Below are 16,681 nucleotides of genomic sequence, written 5' to 3' on the forward strand. Positions count from 1 at the left end.
CTTGAAATCTTACCTACCGCTCCACAGCGGCGAGTCTTTGCTCGAGACTCTCATAGAGGTAGGGGACGGCGGCCGGGTGCGGACCGGTCTCGTAGAGCTCGGTGGCGAGGCCCCGGGGCGACTCCCCGGCGTGGTCGGCCGCCCAGGTCTGGCCACCCCCGGTGATCCGCCCGCCGTCGAGGGGCAGGACCGCCTCGGCCGCCAGCGCCACCCAGCGTCCACCGCCGCCCTCGAGCCAGGCCACCGGCACGGCGTACGCCTCGCCCTCGGTCATGTCGGCGTCGAGGTTGATCCCGCGGCCGATCGGGTGGGCTCCCTGCCGGCTCCACAGGATGGTCGTGACCTCGAGCCGGTCCGCGTCGTCAGGGCCGGCGGTGCCGAGGACGAGGTGGTCGGCGAAGGTCGCCCAGTCGCGTACGTCGGTCGCGGGGTACTCCGGAGGACCGGCCCGTTCCAGGAGGGTCCGTCCGCCGAGCACAGCGGCCCAGACCGCTATCAGGACGACGACGATGGTCCCGCCGATCTTGAGCCGCCGTGACACCGACAGCGTCGGTCCGGTCGTGTTCTCGCCCACGTGACCCCCGTTCACCGCGCCGATGGGCCGATGGGGCGACCCTCATCAGGCAGAGCCTAATCGGGAAGGGACCAGTCGACCGGGGAACCGCCCTGCTCGATGAGGAGGGCGTTGGCGCGGGAGAACGGCCGGGACCCGAAGAACCCCCGGCGCGCGGAGAGCGGCGAGGGGTGGACGGACTTGATCGCGGGCACCCCGTTGAGCCGTGGCTCGAGATTCTGCGCGTGCCGGCCCCACAGGATCGCGACCAGCGGTCCGCCGCGTCGGCCGAGGACGTCGATCGCCCGGCCGGTGACCTCCTCCCAGCCCTTCTTCGAGTGGGAGGCGGGAGCACCCGGCCGCACCGTCAGCGAGGTGTTGAGCAGCATCACCCCGCGGTCGGCCCAGGTCGACAGGTCACCGTGCTCGGGCATCTTCAGGTCCAAGTCAGTGGCCAGCTCGGCATAGATGTTCCGCAGCGACGCCGGCAGCGGACGTACGTCCTTCTCGACCGCGAAGCTGAGCCCGATCGGGTGCCCGATGGTCGGGTAGGGGTCCTGGCCGACGATCAGGACGCGTACGTCCCGCAGCGGGCGCCGGAAGGCGTTGAAGATCCGGTCGCCGTCGGGAAGGTAGGGACGCCTGGCCGCCAGCTCGTCGCGCAGGAAGCGGCCCATCTGCTCGATCTGCGGCTCGGCCGGCGCCAGCGCCTCGGCCCAGTCGGCAGCCATCAGGCCCTTGTCCACGAGTCCGGCGAGTGCGCTCATAGTCGCTCAACATATCGTTCGCCACCCACACCGGCGCTGGATAGGTTGGATGCATGAAGTTCGGACTCTTCATCCCGCAGGGATGGCGCTTTGACCTCGTCGGCATCGACCCGGCGGACCAGTGGACGACGATGAAGGAACTCGCGCTGCACGCCGACTCGGGCGAGGCGTGGGAGTCGGTCTGGGTCTACGACCACTTCCACACCACCCCGGAGCCGTCCGACCAGGCGACCCATGAGGCCTGGTCGCTGATGGCGGGGCTGGGCGCGGTGACGTCACGGGTGCGCCTCGGGCAGATGTGCTCGTGCATGTCCTACCGCAACCCGGCCTACCTGGCGAAGGTCGCCGCGACCACCGACCACATCAGTGGCGGCCGGGTCGAGATGGGCATCGGCGCGGGCTGGTACGAGCACGAGTGGCGGGCCTACGGCTACGGCTTCCCCGAGGCGCGCGACCGTCTCGGGATGCTCCGCGAGGGCGTCCAGATCTTCCAGCAGGCCTGGACCAAGGGTGTCTCGTCGCTGGACGGGAAGTACTACCAGGTCGACGGCGCCATCTGTCAGCCGCTGCCGCTGCAGCAGGGCCGATCCGGCATCCCGCTGTGGATCGCCGGCGGCGGCGAGAAGGTGACTCTGAAGATCGCGGCCCAGTACGCCGACTACACCAACTTCGCCGGCGACCCGGAGACGTTCAAGTCCAAGTCCGACATCCTCGCGGCGCACTGCGAGAACCTCGGCCGCGACTTCTCGGAGATCACCCGCTCGTCCAACTACAACGTCTTCGTCGGTGAGACCGAGAAGGACGTCCAGGACAAGATCGACTGGTACGCCGACCACCTCGCCAAGTCGCTCGGAGAGGCCGCCGGCGCGGAGCATGCCCGCCGCAGTGGCGTCCAGGGGCTGGCCGGCACGCCCGAGCAGATCGTGGAGAAGCTGAAGTCGATGGAGGAGCTGGGGATGACGTACGCCATCACCTACTTCGGCGACGCCGCCTACGACCGCTCTTCGATCGAGCTCTTCGAGTCGAAGGTCGTTCCCGAGTTCGCCTGAGCGACGGCCGGCGACACGGTCGCGGACTTTTACATCGAGGAGACCGCCCGGTAGGAAGACGTACATGAAGATGACGACCCTCCTCGGGGGAGTGGCAGTTGCCGCCGGCGTGGTCGCCGCGCGCGACCTCACCCAGCGCAAGCACGCGATCCTGCGGAACTTCCCGGTGATCGGGCACGCGCGTTACCTGATGGAGAAGATCGGGCCGGAGCTGCGGCAGTACATCGTGACCGGCAACGACGAGGAGCGGCCCTTCAGCCGCGACCAGCGGCGCTGGGTCTACGCCTCGGCCAAGGAGCAGAACAACTACTTCGGCTTCGGCACCGACAACGACATCGAGCACACCCAGGGCCACATCCACATCAAGCACCGTACGTTCGCCGACTCCCTGCCCGACGACCACGACCGGGCCGCCAGGCTCCCGTCGGCGAAGGTGCTCGGAGGTCCGCGCGGGCGCGCCAAGGCGTTCCGGCCGGAGTCGGTCGTCAACATCTCGGCGATGTCGTTCGGGTCGCTGTCCGGGCCGGCGATCACGGCGCTCAACCGGGGTGCGTTCAAGGCCGGCGCGATGCACAACACCGGCGAGGGCGGCATCTCGTCCTACCACCTCGAAGGTGGTGCGGATCTGGTGATGCAGATCGGCACCGCGTACTTCGGGTGCCGGAACGCGGACGGCACCTTCTCGATCGATCGGCTCAAGGAGCGGGTCGCCACCGCGCCGGTCAAGGCGATCGAGATCAAGCTCTCCCAGGGCGCCAAGCCCGGCCTCGGTGGCCTGCTGCCGGCGGCCAAGGTGACCCCGGAGATCGCCGCGATCCGCGGCATCGAGGTCGGCAAGGACTGCGTGTCTCCGTCTCGCCACTCCGCCTTCCACGACGTCGACTCGATGCTCGACTTCGTCGAGATGATCGCCGCCGAGACCGGGCTGCCGGTCGGCATCAAGTCGGCGGTCGGTGAGATGGAGTTCTGGCGGGAGCTCGCCGCCAGAATGCGGTCGGGGGAGCGGGGCGTCGACTTCGTCACCGTCGACGGCGGCGAGGGTGGCACCGGCGCCGCGCCGTTGATCTTCTCCGACGCGGTCGCGATGCCGTACCGGATCGGCTTCTCGCGGGTCTACGGCACGTTCGCCGAGCTCGGCCTGACCGACTCGGTCACCTTCATCGGCTCGGCCAAGGTCGGCCTGCCGGAGAACGCCGCCGTCGCCTTCGCGCTCGGCGCCGACATGGTCAACGTCGGCCGCGAGGCGATGATGTCGATCGGCTGCATCCAGGCTCAGAAGTGCCACGACGACACCTGCCCCACCGGCGTGGCGACGCAGAGCAAGTGGCTCTCCGGCGGCCTCGACCCGCTGGACAAGGGCGACCGCTGCGCCAGCTACCTCAGGACCCTGCGCAGGGAGCTGACGAAGGTCTCCGCCGCCGTCGGCGTCGCCCATCCCGGTCTGATCACGCCCCACGACATCGAGGTCATGAACGGCGACTACGAGTCACGCACCCTCGCCGGTGTCTACGGCTACAAGGACCACTGGGGCGCCCTCGGCCCGGAGATCGCCCGAGAGCTCCTCGCCGTCGTGCAGCCGCACCGTACGTTCAACGAGAAGCCGAACACCGCCTGAGAGCCGAGCCGTCAGGTACGTCGGCCGAGACGTCACTCGCGTCGGTCGAGTCGGCACCTGGGTGCCAACTCGACCGACGCAGCTGACGTCTCGGCCTGCGGGGGTGACGTCTCGTCAGGACTCGCTCGCGTAGCGGGCGCCGATGGACTCGCGGATCATGTCCATCTGGCGCATCAGGCTGAGCGTCTGGCTGTGGGGCACCAGCGGGGACTCCAGAAGACCCTCGCGCAGGCAGCGCTGCACCTCGGCGATCTCGTTGCCGTACGCCGCGCCGATGACGGGCTCGTCGCCGACGATCTCGACGGGCTCGTCGCCGTTGGCGGGCTTGAAGACCGCCGAGGACGGGTGGTGGAAGTCGGTCAGCTCGATGCGGCCCTGGTCGGTGGCGATGGCCGCCGAGCGCGAGGAGTAGGAGGTGACCGAGGAGACCATGGTCGAGAGCTCGTTGCCGGCGTACTTCCCGGTCATCACCAGGTCGAGGTCGAAGGTGCCGCCGTCGGCCCCGGTGCCGATGTTGGCCTGAGCGGTCAGCGCGCGGGCCTCGCCGAAGAGCAGGTGGGCGAAGGTGAGCGGGTAGATGCCCATGTCGAGCAGCGCGCTGGCTCCGAGCGCGGGGTCGAGGAGGCGCTGGTGCTGCTCGGGGTCGGCGACGAAGCCGAGCTCGGCGTGTACGTGTCGGGGGACCCCGAAGCGGCCCGACTTCACGTCGGTGACGAGGCGCCGGATGATCGGGTTGGTCGCCATCCACATGGCTTCCATGAGGAAGAGCTTCTTGGAGATGGCCAGGTCGACCATCTTCTGCGAGTCGGCGGCGTTGAGCGTCAGCGCCTTCTCGCACAGCACGTGCTTGCCGGCCTCGAGCATGAGGGTGGCGTGCTCGAGGTGGTGGGAGTGGGGGGAGGCGACATAGACGACGTCGACGTCCTCGTCGGCGGCGAGCTCCTCATAGGAGCCGTGCGCGCGGACCGGGCCGTTGGCGGCGTACTCCTTCGCGAACGTCTCCGCGGACTCCGTGCTCCGGGAGCCGACGGCCGCGAGCCGGCCGTCGGGGACGAGCATCAGATCGGTGGCGAGGGAGTGGGCGATCCGGCCGGTGCCGAGAATTCCCCACCTGATCGGGTCAGAGTTGGTGGTCACGCGACGACTCTAGCCACCTGGCCGGTCCTAGTGGGCGTTGGGCGGAAGGACGTTCTTGGTGTGGCTGCCCTGCACCCCGGCGAGCTCCTCGAGGAAGGAGTCGGCCCAGTAACGTACGTCCTTGGAGGCGACCTGCTTGCGCATCGCCCGCATCCGGCGGGTGAGCTCCTTCGGCTCGGCCTTGTACGCCTCGAGCAGCGCGGCCTTCATCCCGTTGATGTCGTAGGGGTTCACGAGCCAGGCCTGGCGCAGCTCCTCGGCCGCGCCGGCGAACTCGGAGAGCACGAGGGCGCCGTCGTTGTCGTAGCGGCAGGCGACGTACTCCTTCGCGACCAGGTTCATGCCGTCGCGGTAGGGAGTGACGACCATGATGTCGGCGGCGCGGTAGAGCGCGGCCATCTCCGCACGGGGGAGCGAGGTGTGGAGGTAGGAGATCGCGGGACGGCCGATGCGGCCGAGATCGCCGTTGAGCCGGCCGACGAGGCGGTCGATGTCGTCGCGTAGCTTGCGGTACTGCTCGACGCGCTCCCGCGACGGCACCGCGACCTGGACGAAGATCGCGTCCTCGACGTCGAGCTCGGTGTCGCGGAGCATCTCGCCGTAGGCGCGCAGCCTGGCGTAGATGCCCTTGGTGTAGTCGAGCCGGTCGACGCCGAGCAGGATCTTCTTGGGGTCGCCGAGCTGCTGGCGGATCTCCTTGGCACGCTGGTTGATGGCCTCGTCGTGGGCCATCTCGTCGAAGCCCACGAAGTCGATCGAGATCGGGAAGGCGGCGGCGTGCACGGTGCGGCCGTCAGGGAGATAGACCAGGTCACGATGGGTCTTGTGGCCGACGCGCTGGCGCACCAGGCGGACGAAGTTCTGGGCCGCCTGTGGCAGCTGGAAGCCGACCAGGTCGGCGCCGAGGAGGCCCTCGAGGAGCTGGCGGCGCCAGGGGACCTGCTGGAAGAGCTCGGCCGGTGGGAACGGGATGTGCAGGTAGAAGCCGATGCGTAGGTCGGGGCGGAGCTCGCGCAGCATCTGCGGGACCAGCTGGAGCTGGTAGTCCTGCACCCAGACGGTCGCGCCCTTTGCGGCGACCTCCGCGCACTTCTCGGCGAACCTCTGGTTGACGCGCTGGTAGCCGTCCCACCACTCGCGGTGGAACTCCGGCTTGGCCACGACGTCGTGGTAGAGCGGCCACAGGGTGCCGTTGGAGAAGCCCTCGTAGTGCTCCTCGATGTCCTGAGCGGTCATCGTCATCGGCAGCAGGTGGAGCCCGTCGTCCTCGAACGGCTCGAGGTCCTCGTCGGTGCCGCCTGGCCAGCCGATCCAGACACCGTCGTTGGCCCGCAGGACCGGCTCGAGGGCGCTGACCAAGCCTCCTGGGGAGCGCCGCCACGCCTTCGTTCCGTCCGGCATCTCCACACGATCCACGGGGAGCCGATTGGCCACGATTACCAGGTCAGCCTGCACATCTCCGACTGTAATGGACCGGCGCCAGGTTCGGCGCCGAGTCGTTCCACCCATGACTTCCGGCCCCCTGAAGTGAATACCTGTCGAGTAACACGCCGGGAGGGTGAACCACAGCGGTGTAGTTCGGCGCGTTAGGGTGTGGGCAGATGCAGACGACACCGGGGGACGAGGAATGAGCGCTGTCAACGTGCAGGTCACAGGCCCAGGCGAGGACCCCTCGAGCCTCAGCGAGCGAGACAAGCAGATCCTCGACTTCGAGCGTCAGTGGTGGAAGTACGCCGGAGCCAAGGAAGCCGCTGTGCGCGAGGCGTTCAACATGTCCGCCACCCGTTACTACCAGGTGCTCAACGCTCTCATCGACAAGCCGGAGGCCCTCGAGGCCGACCCTCTGCTGGTACGCCGCCTGCGGCGGCTCCGCGCGGCCCGGCAGCGTCAGCGCTCGGCGAGACGGCTCGGTTTCGAGGTCTGAATGACCGGCTGCGTACGTCCTTCGAAGGGTGAGCGTGGCGTTGCGCTCCCCACACCCGTCATCGCGCTGAGCGTGGTGGCCGTGGTCGCTGCGGTGATCATCTTCTGGATCACCGGTGGTGACGGAGACGAGGGCAAGGAGATCGCCCAGGCCGGCGGCAGCCCCTCGGCTTCGGCGTCCGCCTCGCCGAAGGCGGCCAAGGCGGAGGAGAAGAAGCCGGCGAAGGCCGAGCCCTCGCCCGTCGACCGTGCCAAGGTCAGCGTCGAGGTCTACAACAACACCAACATCGCCGGCCTGGCCGGTGAGGTCGCGGCCAAGGCGACCACGGTCGGGTGGAACGTCGTCGGCGAGGACAACTGGATGGGCTCCATCCCGGAGAACACCGTCTACTACCCGAGCGAGATGAAGCGCGAGGGTCAACAGCTCGCGGATGACCTCGGCATCAAACGCACCCATGTGTCGGTCGAGGGCTCGATGAAGGGCGACCGGTTGACGGTGGTTCTGACCGGGGCTCTCTGAGCCTTTCCGGCCGTTGTCGAGGGTGTGTGATCTACCGCACGGCGGCGACCTCGCGGTCGGCTCCGAGGTGGTTGCCGTGTCACAGTTGAGGCATGGCCGAACTCCAGCCTGATGGCACCGCAGGAGAGCAGAAGTACGCCGCGATCGCGGCTGCTGCCGCCGAGACCCTCGTCGGTCTCGACTTCGACGGCACGCTCTCCCCGATCGTCGAGGATCCGGCTGCGGCTCGGATCCATCCGGACGCGGCCGCGGTCCTGATCGCGCTCGCGTCCCGGGTGAAGGCACTGGCCATCGTCACCGGCCGACCGGCCGGACAGGTCGTCGAGCTCGGTGGGCTGGCCGCGATCGCCGACGCGCTCGCGGAGGAGGGCAAGGAGCTGTACGTCTTCGGGCAGTACGGCAACGAGCGCTGGAGCGGTGCCGACCGGGTCGTCGTCGGCCCGCCGCCGCCCGAGGGGCTGGCCGCCTTCGAGGCGGCGCTGCCGGAGGTGCTCGCCGCTCACGGGGCGCAGGAGGCCTACATCGAGGAGAAGGGTCTCGCCGTCGGGGTGCACACTCGCCGGTTCCCCGACCCTGACGGCCTCGCCGCGCGCCTGCTTCCGCCGCTGACCGAGCTGGCCGGCGAGCACGGGCTCGTGATCGAGCCCGGCAAGCAGGTCATCGAGGTGCGTGCCCCTGGCACGCACAAGGGTCACGCGATCGACACGCTGATCTCGGAGGTCTCGCCCGGTGCGATCCTGTTCGGCGGCGACGATCTGGGTGACATCGAGGCGTTCGAGGCGGTCAGGGCCTGGGGAAAGACCACCGGATCGGCGACGCTGCTCGTCTACTCCCACGCCGGGCCCGACCGGGGTCCGCTCGCGGATCTCGCCGATCTCGAGGTGCAGGGGCCGGAAGGCGTACTGGGGCTGCTGCGTGAGCTGACCGACGACGCCGTCCGCTGACAGCGAACACGATAACCGGAGGGAACATCCGGTTGCTCCCAGAAGTTGAGCCAGTATCACTCAACTCTTCTAGGAGGGTCCGCAAATGGACAAGCTTCCTGTGCTGTTCGTCTCGGATGCCGTGGTCCTGCCGGGGATGGTCGTGCCCATCGAGCTCGACGAGGCCGCGCAGGCTGCGATCGACGCCGCCCGGGCCGGCTCGGAGAGCCGGCTGCTGGTCGCGCCGCGGCTGGGGGACCGGTATGCGACGTACGGCGCTGTCGCCACGATCGAGCGCGTCGGCCGGTTCCGGGGCGGTGAGCCCGCAGCGGTGCTGAGGGCCGTCGGCCGCGCGAAGATCGGCTCCGGCGTGACCGGACCCGGTGCTGCGCTGTGGGTCGAGGTCGAGAGCGCGACCGAGACGACCACGGAGCACGCGAAGGAGCTGGCCGAGGAGTACAAGCGGCTGGTCGTCGCGGTGCTCCAGCGTCGCGAGGCGTGGCCGGTCATCGACCAGGTCAACCGGCTCACCGAGCCGTCCGAGATCGCCGACACCGCCGGCTACGCGCCCTACCTCGACGACGAGGCGAAGCGTGAGCTGCTCGAGACGCCGTCGGTCGAGGAGCGGCTCGAGAAGGTGATCGCCTGGGCGAAGGACTACATCGCGGAGTCCGAGGTCAGCGACAAGATCGCCGAGGACGTACGCGAGGGCATGGAGAAGACGCAGCGGGAGTTCCTGCTGCGCCAGCAGCTCGCGGCGATCCGCAAGGAGCTCGGCGAGGGCGAGCCCGAGGGGTCCGACGACTACCGGGCCCGCGTCGAGGCCGCCGACCTCCCCGAGGCCGTACGCGAGGCCGCGCTGCGCGAGGTCGACAAGCTCGAGCGTGGTTCCGAGCAGAACCCCGAGACCGCCTGGATCCGCACCTGGCTGGACACGGTGCTGGAGCTGCCGTGGTCGGTCCGGACCGAGGACTCGACCGACGTGGTCGCGGCTCGTGAGGTGCTCGACGCCGACCACCACGGCCTCGAGGAGGTCAAGGACCGGATCGTGGAGTACCTGGCGGTGCGGACCCGACGTGCCGAGCGGGGCCTGCAGGTCATCGGTGGCCGTGGCTCCGGTGCCGTGGTGCTGCTCGCCGGCCCGCCAGGGGTCGGCAAGACGTCGCTGGGTGAGTCGGTCGCGCGTTCGCTCGGACGGAAGTTCGTCCGGGTCGCGCTGGGCGGTGTCCGCGACGAGGCCGAGATCCGTGGTCACCGGCGTACCTATGTCGGGGCTCTGCCCGGCCGGATCGTGCGGGCCATCAAGGAGGCCGGCTCGATGAACCCGGTCGTGCTCCTGGACGAGGTCGACAAGGTCGGCTCGGACTATCGGGGTGACCCTGCCGCTGCGCTGCTGGAGGTGCTCGACCCGGCGCAGAACCACACCTTCCGCGACCACTACCTCGAGCTGGACCTGGACCTCTCCGACGTCCTGTTCATCGCCACCGCCAACGTGGTCGACCAGATCCCGTCGGCGCTGCTGGACCGGATGGAGCTGGTCACGATCGACGGCTACACCGAGGACGACAAGGTCGCCATCGCCCGTGACTTCCTGCTGCCCCGGCAGCTCGAGCGCGCCGCGGTGACCTCGGAGGAGGCCACGGTCACCGACGACGCCCTGCGTGAGCTGGCCGCGAACTACACCCGCGAGGCGGGCGTACGCCAGCTCGAGCGGCTCATCGCCAAGGCGCTGCGCAAGGTGGCGACGCGGCTGGCCACCGGTGCGGAGCACGTCGAGATCGGCCTGGACAACCTCAAGGACCTGGTCGGACGGCCGCGGTTCACGCCGGAGTCGGCGGAGCGTACCTCCGTCCCGGGGGTCGCCACCGGACTGGCGGTGACCGGGCTCGGTGGGGACGTGCTCTTCATCGAGGCGTCCTCGGCCGAGGGGCAGACCGGCCTCAACATCACCGGTCAGCTCGGCGAGGTGATGAAGGAGTCCGCGCAGATCGCGCTCTCCTTCGTCCGCTCGCACGCCGATGAGCTGGGCGTCGACCCGGCTGTGCTCGACCGCTCGCTCCACGTCCACGTGCCCGCGGGTGCGGTCCCCAAGGACGGCCCGAGCGCCGGCATCACGATGGTCACCGCGCTCACCTCTCTCGCCACCGGTCGCCCGGTGCGCAGCGAGGTCGGCATGACCGGTGAGGTCTCGCTCTCCGGGCGGGTGCTGCCCATCGGCGGCCTCAAGCAGAAGCTGCTCGCCGCCCAGCGAGCCGGCCTGACCGAGGTCTTCGTGCCCCAACGCAACGAGCCCGACCTGGACGAGGTCCCCGACGAGGTGAAGCAGGCCCTGAAGATCAACCTGGTGAGCGATGTCAGGGATGTCGTACGCGGCGCCCTCGCGCCTGCCGAGGGAGAGGCCACCACCCAGAGCACGGTTGCCGCTGCCTGACCGGATCGTTCCGGATGCTGCCCGCTTGATGCCTCGTGCGTCGAGCGGGCAGCTCGCACACTGGGGACATGAGCAACCGAGCGCTTCTCGTCATCGACATCCAGGAGTCCTTCCGGCAGCGGGAGGTATGGCAGCAGACTCTTCACCCCGACATCGCCGACCGAGCCGACCGGCTGGTGGGCCTCGCGCGGGCCGCGGGCGACCTGGTGGTCTGGGTGCTCCACACCGAGCCCGGCAGCGGCGGCGTCTTCGACCCGGAGTCGGGCCTCGTTCGCTACCTCGACGGGCTCAGCGGCCCCGAGCCGGGCGATGTCGAGCTGCGCAAGACCGCCCACAACGCCTTCACCACGACCAACCTGCAGCAGGTCCTGACCGAGCGCGGGATCACCGAGCTCGTGGTGTGCGGGATCCGCGCCGAACAGTGCGTCGAGACCACGGCGCGGGTCGGCTCCGACCTCGGCTATCGGGTCACCTATGTCGCCGATGCCGTCACCACCGAGCCGCTGGGCGGGCTCTCGGCCGAGGAGGTCGTCGAGCGTACGAAGCTCGTGCTCAGCGGCCGGTTCGCGACGATCGCGACCATCGATGATCTGGAGGCTGTGGCAGCATCTGCGGCATGACCGCGGTCGTGTTCGTGCTGCTGCCCGGCGTACATCTGCTCGATCTCGCCGGGCCGGCACAGGCGTTCCACACCGCGGGCAACCTCGGACACCCCTACGACCTCGCGTACGTCGCGGGTGCCGAGCCGGGGGAGGTTCTCTCCGCACAGGGTCTGCCGCTGACGGCCACCGCGGAATGGCCCGATCTCGACCCCGGTGACCTGCTCGTCGTGCCGGGCTGGCGGGCGGCGTACGACCTCGTCGCCGGCCCCCGGCTCAGCCGTGAGGCCGCCGAGCGGCTGCGCGCCCATCATGCGGCCGGGGGCGAGGTGGCCAGCGTCTGTGCCGGCGCCGACGCCCTCGGGCAGGCGGGCCTCCTCGACGGACGTCGCTGCACCACTCATCACGATCTCCAGGACGCGCTGTCACGGCGCTATCCGAAGGCCCGGGTGGTGCGCGACGTGCTCTTCACCAGTGATGACCGGATCGTGACGTCAGCAGGCATCGCCAGCGGCATCGATCTGAGCCTGCACCTGCTCGCGGTGCGCCACGGACCGGCGCTGGCGGCTCGCGTGGCCCGCGACATGGTCGTCTACGCGCGACGCAACGGGGACCAGCCGCAGGAGAGCGTCCTGCTGCGCCACCGGAACCATCTCGACGACACCGTCCACCACGTGCAGGACGTCATCGACGCCCGGTTCGCCGAGCCGCTCCCGCTCTCCGCTCTGGCGGACGGTGCGGGGGTGAGCGAACGCACCCTGACCCGCGCCTTCGTCGCGGCGACCGGTCTGACTCCGCTCCGCTATCAGCAGGCTCTCCGTCGTGAACGGGCCGACCATCTGCTGGCCGCGGGCACCACGATGGAGTCGGCCGCTCGAGCGGTCGGTTTCGACGACGCCCGGATGCTGCGCCGCCTCCGAGCCCGCTGACCGAAGACCCCGTCGGCGTCCAGATGGTGGACACTTGGTCCGCGGAGTGGAACCCGGGTGTGTTTCAGGCAAGTTGCCTGCCGTACGATCGGTATCGCTCATCGAGAGGGACTGAGGGAACGGCCCAGTGAAGTCCCGGCAACCGACCACGAGCCTCCTCCCGGCCATCGGGTAGGGCGTGGAGCAGGTGCTAATTCCGGCCCGGCGCGAGAGACGTGATCGGGGAAGATGAGGAGGAGGTTTCTCATGAGCGCTGCGACCACGGAGACGAAGGGCCTGCGCGAGGGCGCTTTCGGCAACGCCTCGGCGCTGTCGTGCCGGGAGTGTGGGCACCAGATCGAGCTCGGACCGCATTACGCCTGTCCGGAGTGTTTCGGGCCACTGGAGGTGGCCTATGACTTCCCGGCCGTGACCCGCGAGGAGATCGAGGCCGGACCCCGCAACATCTGGCGCTACAAGGCCCTGCTGCCGGTGCCCGACGACATCGAGCAGAGCCCCAACACCGAGCCCGGCTTCACCCGGCTGCTGGACGCGAAGAACCTCGCGCGTGAGCTCGGCATCGAGAAGATCTGGGTGAAGGACGACTCGACCAACCCGACCAACTCCTTCAAGGACCGCGTGGTCGCCTGTGCTCTGAGCGCCGCCCGCGAGCTCGACGCCAAGGTCTTCGCCTGCCCCTCGACCGGCAACCTGGCGAACGCCGTCGCTGCCGCCGGCGCCCGCGCCGGGATCCCCACCGCCGTCTTCATCCCCAGCAACCTCGAGCAGCCCAAGCAGGTCAACTCCGCCGTCTTCACCGACAACCTGATCGCCGTCGACGGCAACTACGACGACGTCAACAAGCTCGCGCAGGAGATCGCCGCGGAGGAGGACGGCTGGGCGTTCGTGAACGTCAACGTACGTCCCTTCTACGCCGAGGGCTCCAAGACGCTCGGCTTCGAGATCGCCGAGCAGCTCGGCTGGCGCCTGCCCGACCAGATCGTCATCCCGGTGGCCTCCGGATCCCAGCTGACCAAGGTCGACAAGGCCTTCAAGGAGCTGATCAAGCTCGGTCTGGTCGAGGAGAAGCCCTACCGGATCTTCGGCGCCCAGGCCACCGGCTGCAACCCGGTCGCGACCGCGTTCAAGGCCGGCGTCGACGCCATCCGCCCGGTCAAGCCCGACACGATCGCCAAGTCGCTCGCCATCGGCAACCCGGCCGACGGCATCTACGTCCTCGACGCCACCCGCTCCTCCGGCGGTGCTGTCGAGGAGGTCACCGACGACGAGATCCGCGCCGCGATCGTGCTCCTGGCCCGCACCGAGGGCATCTTCACCGAGACCGCCGGTGGCACCACGCTCGCGGTCACCAAGAAGCTCGTCGACAACGGTCTGCTCGACCCGAGCCTGGAGACGGTGATCATCAACACCGGCCACGGTCTCAAGACCCTCGACGCGGTCAGCGGCATCGTCGGCCCCCGCGCCACCATCGCCCCCAACTACGACGCCTTCGAGGAAGCCGGGCTCTCCCAGGCGTAGGACCTTCGTCAAGGAACCTTGCGTTCACACTCGTGCGCTACAGATAAGGAATGTGAGCAGCGCGAAGACGAGTGAAGAGGCCAGGTGGCTCGGCATGGTCGCCGCCACCGCTGGAGTCGCCGGCGCAGTCGGTGTGGTGGGTGCGGCGGCCGGTGCCGGGTTCGTGACGTTGCTGAAGAGACAGGCGGCGCACGCGCGCGACGTGATCGGCAAGCCGCTCGGCGAGGAGGCGATCGACGCCGACAAGGTCTACAAGAAGACCTACGGAGGTACGCCGGTCGAGCTCCTCATCCTCGGCGACTCGATCGCCGCCGGGCTGGGCGCGGAGACCAGGGGCGGCACCCTTGGAGCCCGGCTGGCCAAAGGCACGGCCAAGGCTCTGCTGAGGCCGGTGCGGCTGCGTACCGCGGCCGTGGTCGGCGCCGAGACGTCGATGGTCCCCGCGCAGCTCGAGTCGCTGCCGGAGGGCTACCGGCCCGACGTGGCGGTGGTCATCGTCGGTGGCAACGACGTCACCCACCGGGTGCCGCAGAAGGACTCCACCCGGGTGCTGGGGGAGGTCATCGACGCCCTGCGCGAGCGTGGCGCCGAGGTCGTGGTCGGAACCTGCCCGGACGTGGGCGCGGTCAGGCCGCTGCCCCAGCCGTTGCGCTCGCTCGGGCGCAGGATCGCCAAGCAGCTGGCCGACGGCCAGCGGGAGACCGCGCTGGCCAAGGGTGCCCACGTGGTCTCACTCTCCGACGTGGTCGGGCCGTTCTTCATCACGAACCCCGACGAGATGTTCGCGATCGACCACTTCCACCCCAGCGCGATGGGCTACAAGCGCACCGCCAAGGCGATGCTGCCCTCCGTCCTCGCTGCCCTCGGGCAGATCCAGCAGGTCCCGTTCGGACACCACCTGCCCGAGCTCCCGCCCGAGGCGACCGAGCCGCCGGATCCCGACACGAACACCGGTCGAGTCGGCTCGTCGTAACGCGCCGACTCGGCGCGTCTGTCCCGCTAAACGATCCCGAGTCGGCGCCAATGTCCCAGCTGCTTGGGACATTCGCGCCGACTCGGTGTCCGGCGGCGGGGCAGTTGCGCCGACTCGGCTACTTTTCGGCTGCCACGTCCTCCGGGCTCTTGCCGCCGGTGCTGAGCATGTCGGCGGTGAGGCCGGTGGCGGCGCGGTAGTCGACGGTCCCCGCAGGCGTACGCGGCACCGACTCGACCAGCAGGACGAGCTTGGGCTCGTGCGACTCCCCGAGCCGGTCGCGGGCGTGCTTGCGCAGGTCGGCAGCGGTCGTCTCGGTCGACGGGGTCAGCTGCACCAGCGCCGCGACCTGCTGGCCCCAGCGCGGGTGGGGCATGCCGAAGACGGCGGCGTCGACGACGTCCTCGTGGGCGAGGAGCACGCCCTCGATGGTCTCGGGGTGGATCTCGAGGTCACCGGTGCGTACGAGCGTGGCAGCTCTGCCGAGCAGGGTGATCGAGCCGTCCTGCTCGCGGCGGGCGAGGTCGCCGGGGAAGGTCCAGCGGCGGTTGTCGATCAGCTTGATCGCGGTGGCGGAGCGGGCGTTGTCCTTGTAGTAGCCGAGAGCCGAGGGGCCGGAGCGGGCCAGCAGGCCCTCGACGCCGGGAGCCGCCGGGGTGAGGTCGGGGTTGAACACCTCCACCTCCGGGCCCACCATGAACCGCGCCTCGCCGGGCACGAGCGGGGATCCGTCGTCGGCGCGGGAGCCGGTGACGCCGGTCTCGAGGGTGCCGTAGGAGTCGACGATGACCCGGCGGGCGAAGGCGTTGCGCAGGGTGCCGAGGACGCCGTCGGAGAGCGGCGCCGCAGTGTTGGAGACCCCGGCGAGCGAGCGCAGCGGCCAGCGCTTCTTGCCGGTCAGCCGGGCGTTGGCCACCGGCCGCGCCTGGGCGTCGCCCAGCAGCGTGATCGCGGTCGCGCCGGCCTGCTCGGCGAGGTCGAGGAAGGCCTCGGCGGAGAAGGTGGGCGAGGTGTCGAGCACCGCGGTGCCACCCGCGACCAGTGCCCGCAGGAGCAGCAGCTGGCTCTGCCCGTGCAGCAGCGGTCCGCCGGCGAGCAGGACGACACCCGAGTCACGAGCGGCCGCCTCGGCGGCGAGCCCCTCGACCGACGGGATCGGTGCGTTGCGGCGGACGGTGTTCAGTGCGGCCCAGATCAGGTCCTCCTGGCGCCAGACCGCACCCTTCGGGGTGCCCGTGGTGCCGGTGGTGAAGATGATGTGCCAGTCGCCGGGCGTACGTCCGACCGTCGGCCGCTCCTTGGACGCCGCGGCGACCTTGGCGTCGTAGTCGGGACCCAGGACGACGCGGTGGTCGAGCCTCAGGTCGAGCTCGTCGAGATCGTCGGTGAACTCGGGGGAGACGATGGCTGCGACGCAGTCGGTGGCGGCGTACGTCCTGGCGAGCTCGTCGCGCCGGTAGGCGTGGTTGATGTTGACCGGGATGGTGCGGGCCTTGAGGCACCCGTAGAGGGCGTCGACCCACTCGATCCGGTTGGTCGCGTGGACGGCGACCTGGGCACCCGGCTCGAGGCCGACGCTCAACAGGTGGTTGGCCAGGCGCGTGGCACGCTCGTCGATCTCGGCGTACGAGTAGGTGCGGTCGGAGGTGACGACGGCCGTGCGATCGGGGATCGCGTCGGCCATCGCTTCCAGGATGTCGGGCAGTGTGAGGGGGATCACGGCGGACACAGCGACGTACGTGCC

General features: G+C 69.7%; 15 protein-coding genes and 1 riboswitch. Of the genes, 10 read left to right on the top strand and 5 right to left on the bottom strand.

All coding sequences use genetic code 11. The annotated features are described in order from the left end of the window. Positions 1-13 precede the first annotated feature (13 nt). Both ACW14X_RS18675 and ACW14X_RS18680 read right to left on the bottom strand, forming a co-directional pair. Complete coding sequence (locus tag ACW14X_RS18675) at positions 14-574, bottom strand: hypothetical protein (RefSeq protein ID WP_457162927.1); 561 nt, start codon at positions 572-574, stop codon at positions 14-16. Between the two features lie 56 nt (positions 575-630). After that, positions 631-1,320, bottom strand: a complete 690-nt coding sequence (locus ACW14X_RS18680; protein ID WP_457162928.1) for a uracil-DNA glycosylase — start codon at positions 1,318-1,320, stop codon at positions 631-633. A 53-nt stretch (positions 1,321-1,373) separates the two neighbouring features. Between ACW14X_RS18680 and ACW14X_RS18685 the strand changes: the two genes are divergently transcribed. Beyond that, positions 1,374-2,369: an LLM class F420-dependent oxidoreductase gene (locus ACW14X_RS18685; protein ID WP_457162929.1), complete on the top strand. Its 996-nt coding sequence runs from the start codon at positions 1,374-1,376 to the stop codon at positions 2,367-2,369. A 64-nt stretch (positions 2,370-2,433) separates the two neighbouring features. Next, positions 2,434-3,984, top strand: coding sequence for an FMN-binding glutamate synthase family protein (locus ACW14X_RS18690; RefSeq protein ID WP_350842350.1), 1,551 nt, complete (start codon positions 2,434-2,436; stop codon positions 3,982-3,984). A 114-nt stretch (positions 3,985-4,098) separates the two neighbouring features. Here the strand turns inward: ACW14X_RS18690 and ACW14X_RS18695 are convergent, their stop codons facing one another. Together ACW14X_RS18695 and ACW14X_RS18700 are read right to left on the bottom strand one after the other, a co-directional pair. Beyond that, positions 4,099-5,121, bottom strand: a complete 1,023-nt coding sequence (locus tag ACW14X_RS18695; RefSeq protein ID WP_350842348.1) for a Gfo/Idh/MocA family protein — start codon at positions 5,119-5,121, stop codon at positions 4,099-4,101. Positions 5,122-5,148: 27 nt separating this feature from the next. Beyond that, positions 5,149-6,630 (bottom strand): alpha,alpha-trehalose-phosphate synthase (UDP-forming), encoded by a 1,482-nt coding sequence (locus ACW14X_RS18700; protein ID WP_457162930.1) that lies wholly within the window; start codon positions 6,628-6,630, stop codon positions 5,149-5,151. A 118-nt stretch (positions 6,631-6,748) separates the two neighbouring features. On the opposite strand from ACW14X_RS18700, the gene ACW14X_RS18705 reads away from it, so the two are divergent. The 8 genes from ACW14X_RS18705 (at position 6,749) to ACW14X_RS18740 (ending at position 14,937) form a co-directional block, all read left to right on the top strand. Then, positions 6,749-7,045 carry a DUF3263 domain-containing protein gene (locus ACW14X_RS18705; RefSeq protein WP_008360832.1) on the top strand — a complete coding sequence of 99 codons (297 nt, stop codon included), beginning with the start codon at positions 6,749-6,751 and terminating at the stop codon, positions 7,043-7,045. Further along, positions 7,046-7,564 carry a LytR C-terminal domain-containing protein gene (locus ACW14X_RS18710; protein ID WP_160026838.1) on the top strand — a complete coding sequence of 173 codons (519 nt, stop codon included), beginning with the start codon at positions 7,046-7,048 and terminating at the stop codon, positions 7,562-7,564. Between the two features lie 92 nt (positions 7,565-7,656). Continuing rightward, a complete protein-coding gene (gene otsB / locus ACW14X_RS18715; protein WP_457162931.1) occupies positions 7,657-8,508 on the top strand; it encodes a trehalose-phosphatase in 852 nt (283 codons plus the stop codon). An 85-nt stretch (positions 8,509-8,593) separates the two neighbouring features. Beyond that, positions 8,594-10,918: an endopeptidase La gene (gene lon, locus ACW14X_RS18720; protein WP_457162932.1), complete on the top strand. Its 2,325-nt coding sequence runs from the start codon at positions 8,594-8,596 to the stop codon at positions 10,916-10,918. 68 nt (positions 10,919-10,986) lie between these two features. Next, entirely contained in the window at positions 10,987-11,538 is a 552-nt protein-coding gene (locus ACW14X_RS18725; protein WP_457162933.1) for an isochorismatase family protein, read from the top strand. Further along, a complete protein-coding gene (locus ACW14X_RS18730; RefSeq protein ID WP_457162934.1) occupies positions 11,535-12,446 on the top strand; it encodes a GlxA family transcriptional regulator in 912 nt (303 codons plus the stop codon). Before ACW14X_RS18725 ends, ACW14X_RS18730 begins: the two co-directional genes overlap by 4 nt. 95 nt (positions 12,447-12,541) lie before the next feature. Further along, positions 12,542-12,681, top strand: a riboswitch (SAM riboswitch). A gap of 11 nt (positions 12,682-12,692) precedes the next feature. Then, positions 12,693-13,964 carry a threonine synthase gene (gene thrC, locus ACW14X_RS18735; RefSeq protein ID WP_160026856.1) on the top strand — a complete coding sequence of 424 codons (1,272 nt, stop codon included), beginning with the start codon at positions 12,693-12,695 and terminating at the stop codon, positions 13,962-13,964. Between the two features lie 52 nt (positions 13,965-14,016). Then, positions 14,017-14,937, top strand: a complete 921-nt coding sequence (locus ACW14X_RS18740; protein WP_350842334.1) for an SGNH/GDSL hydrolase family protein — start codon at positions 14,017-14,019, stop codon at positions 14,935-14,937. Between the two features lie 118 nt (positions 14,938-15,055). Here the strand turns inward: ACW14X_RS18740 and ACW14X_RS18745 are convergent, their stop codons facing one another. Beyond that, positions 15,056-16,657 carry an AMP-binding protein gene (locus tag ACW14X_RS18745; RefSeq protein WP_350842332.1) on the bottom strand — a complete coding sequence of 534 codons (1,602 nt, stop codon included), beginning with the start codon at positions 16,655-16,657 and terminating at the stop codon, positions 15,056-15,058. Positions 16,658-16,681 lie beyond the last annotated feature (24 nt).

It is taken from the genome of Nocardioides sp. YJ-D4 (assembly GCF_054031495.1).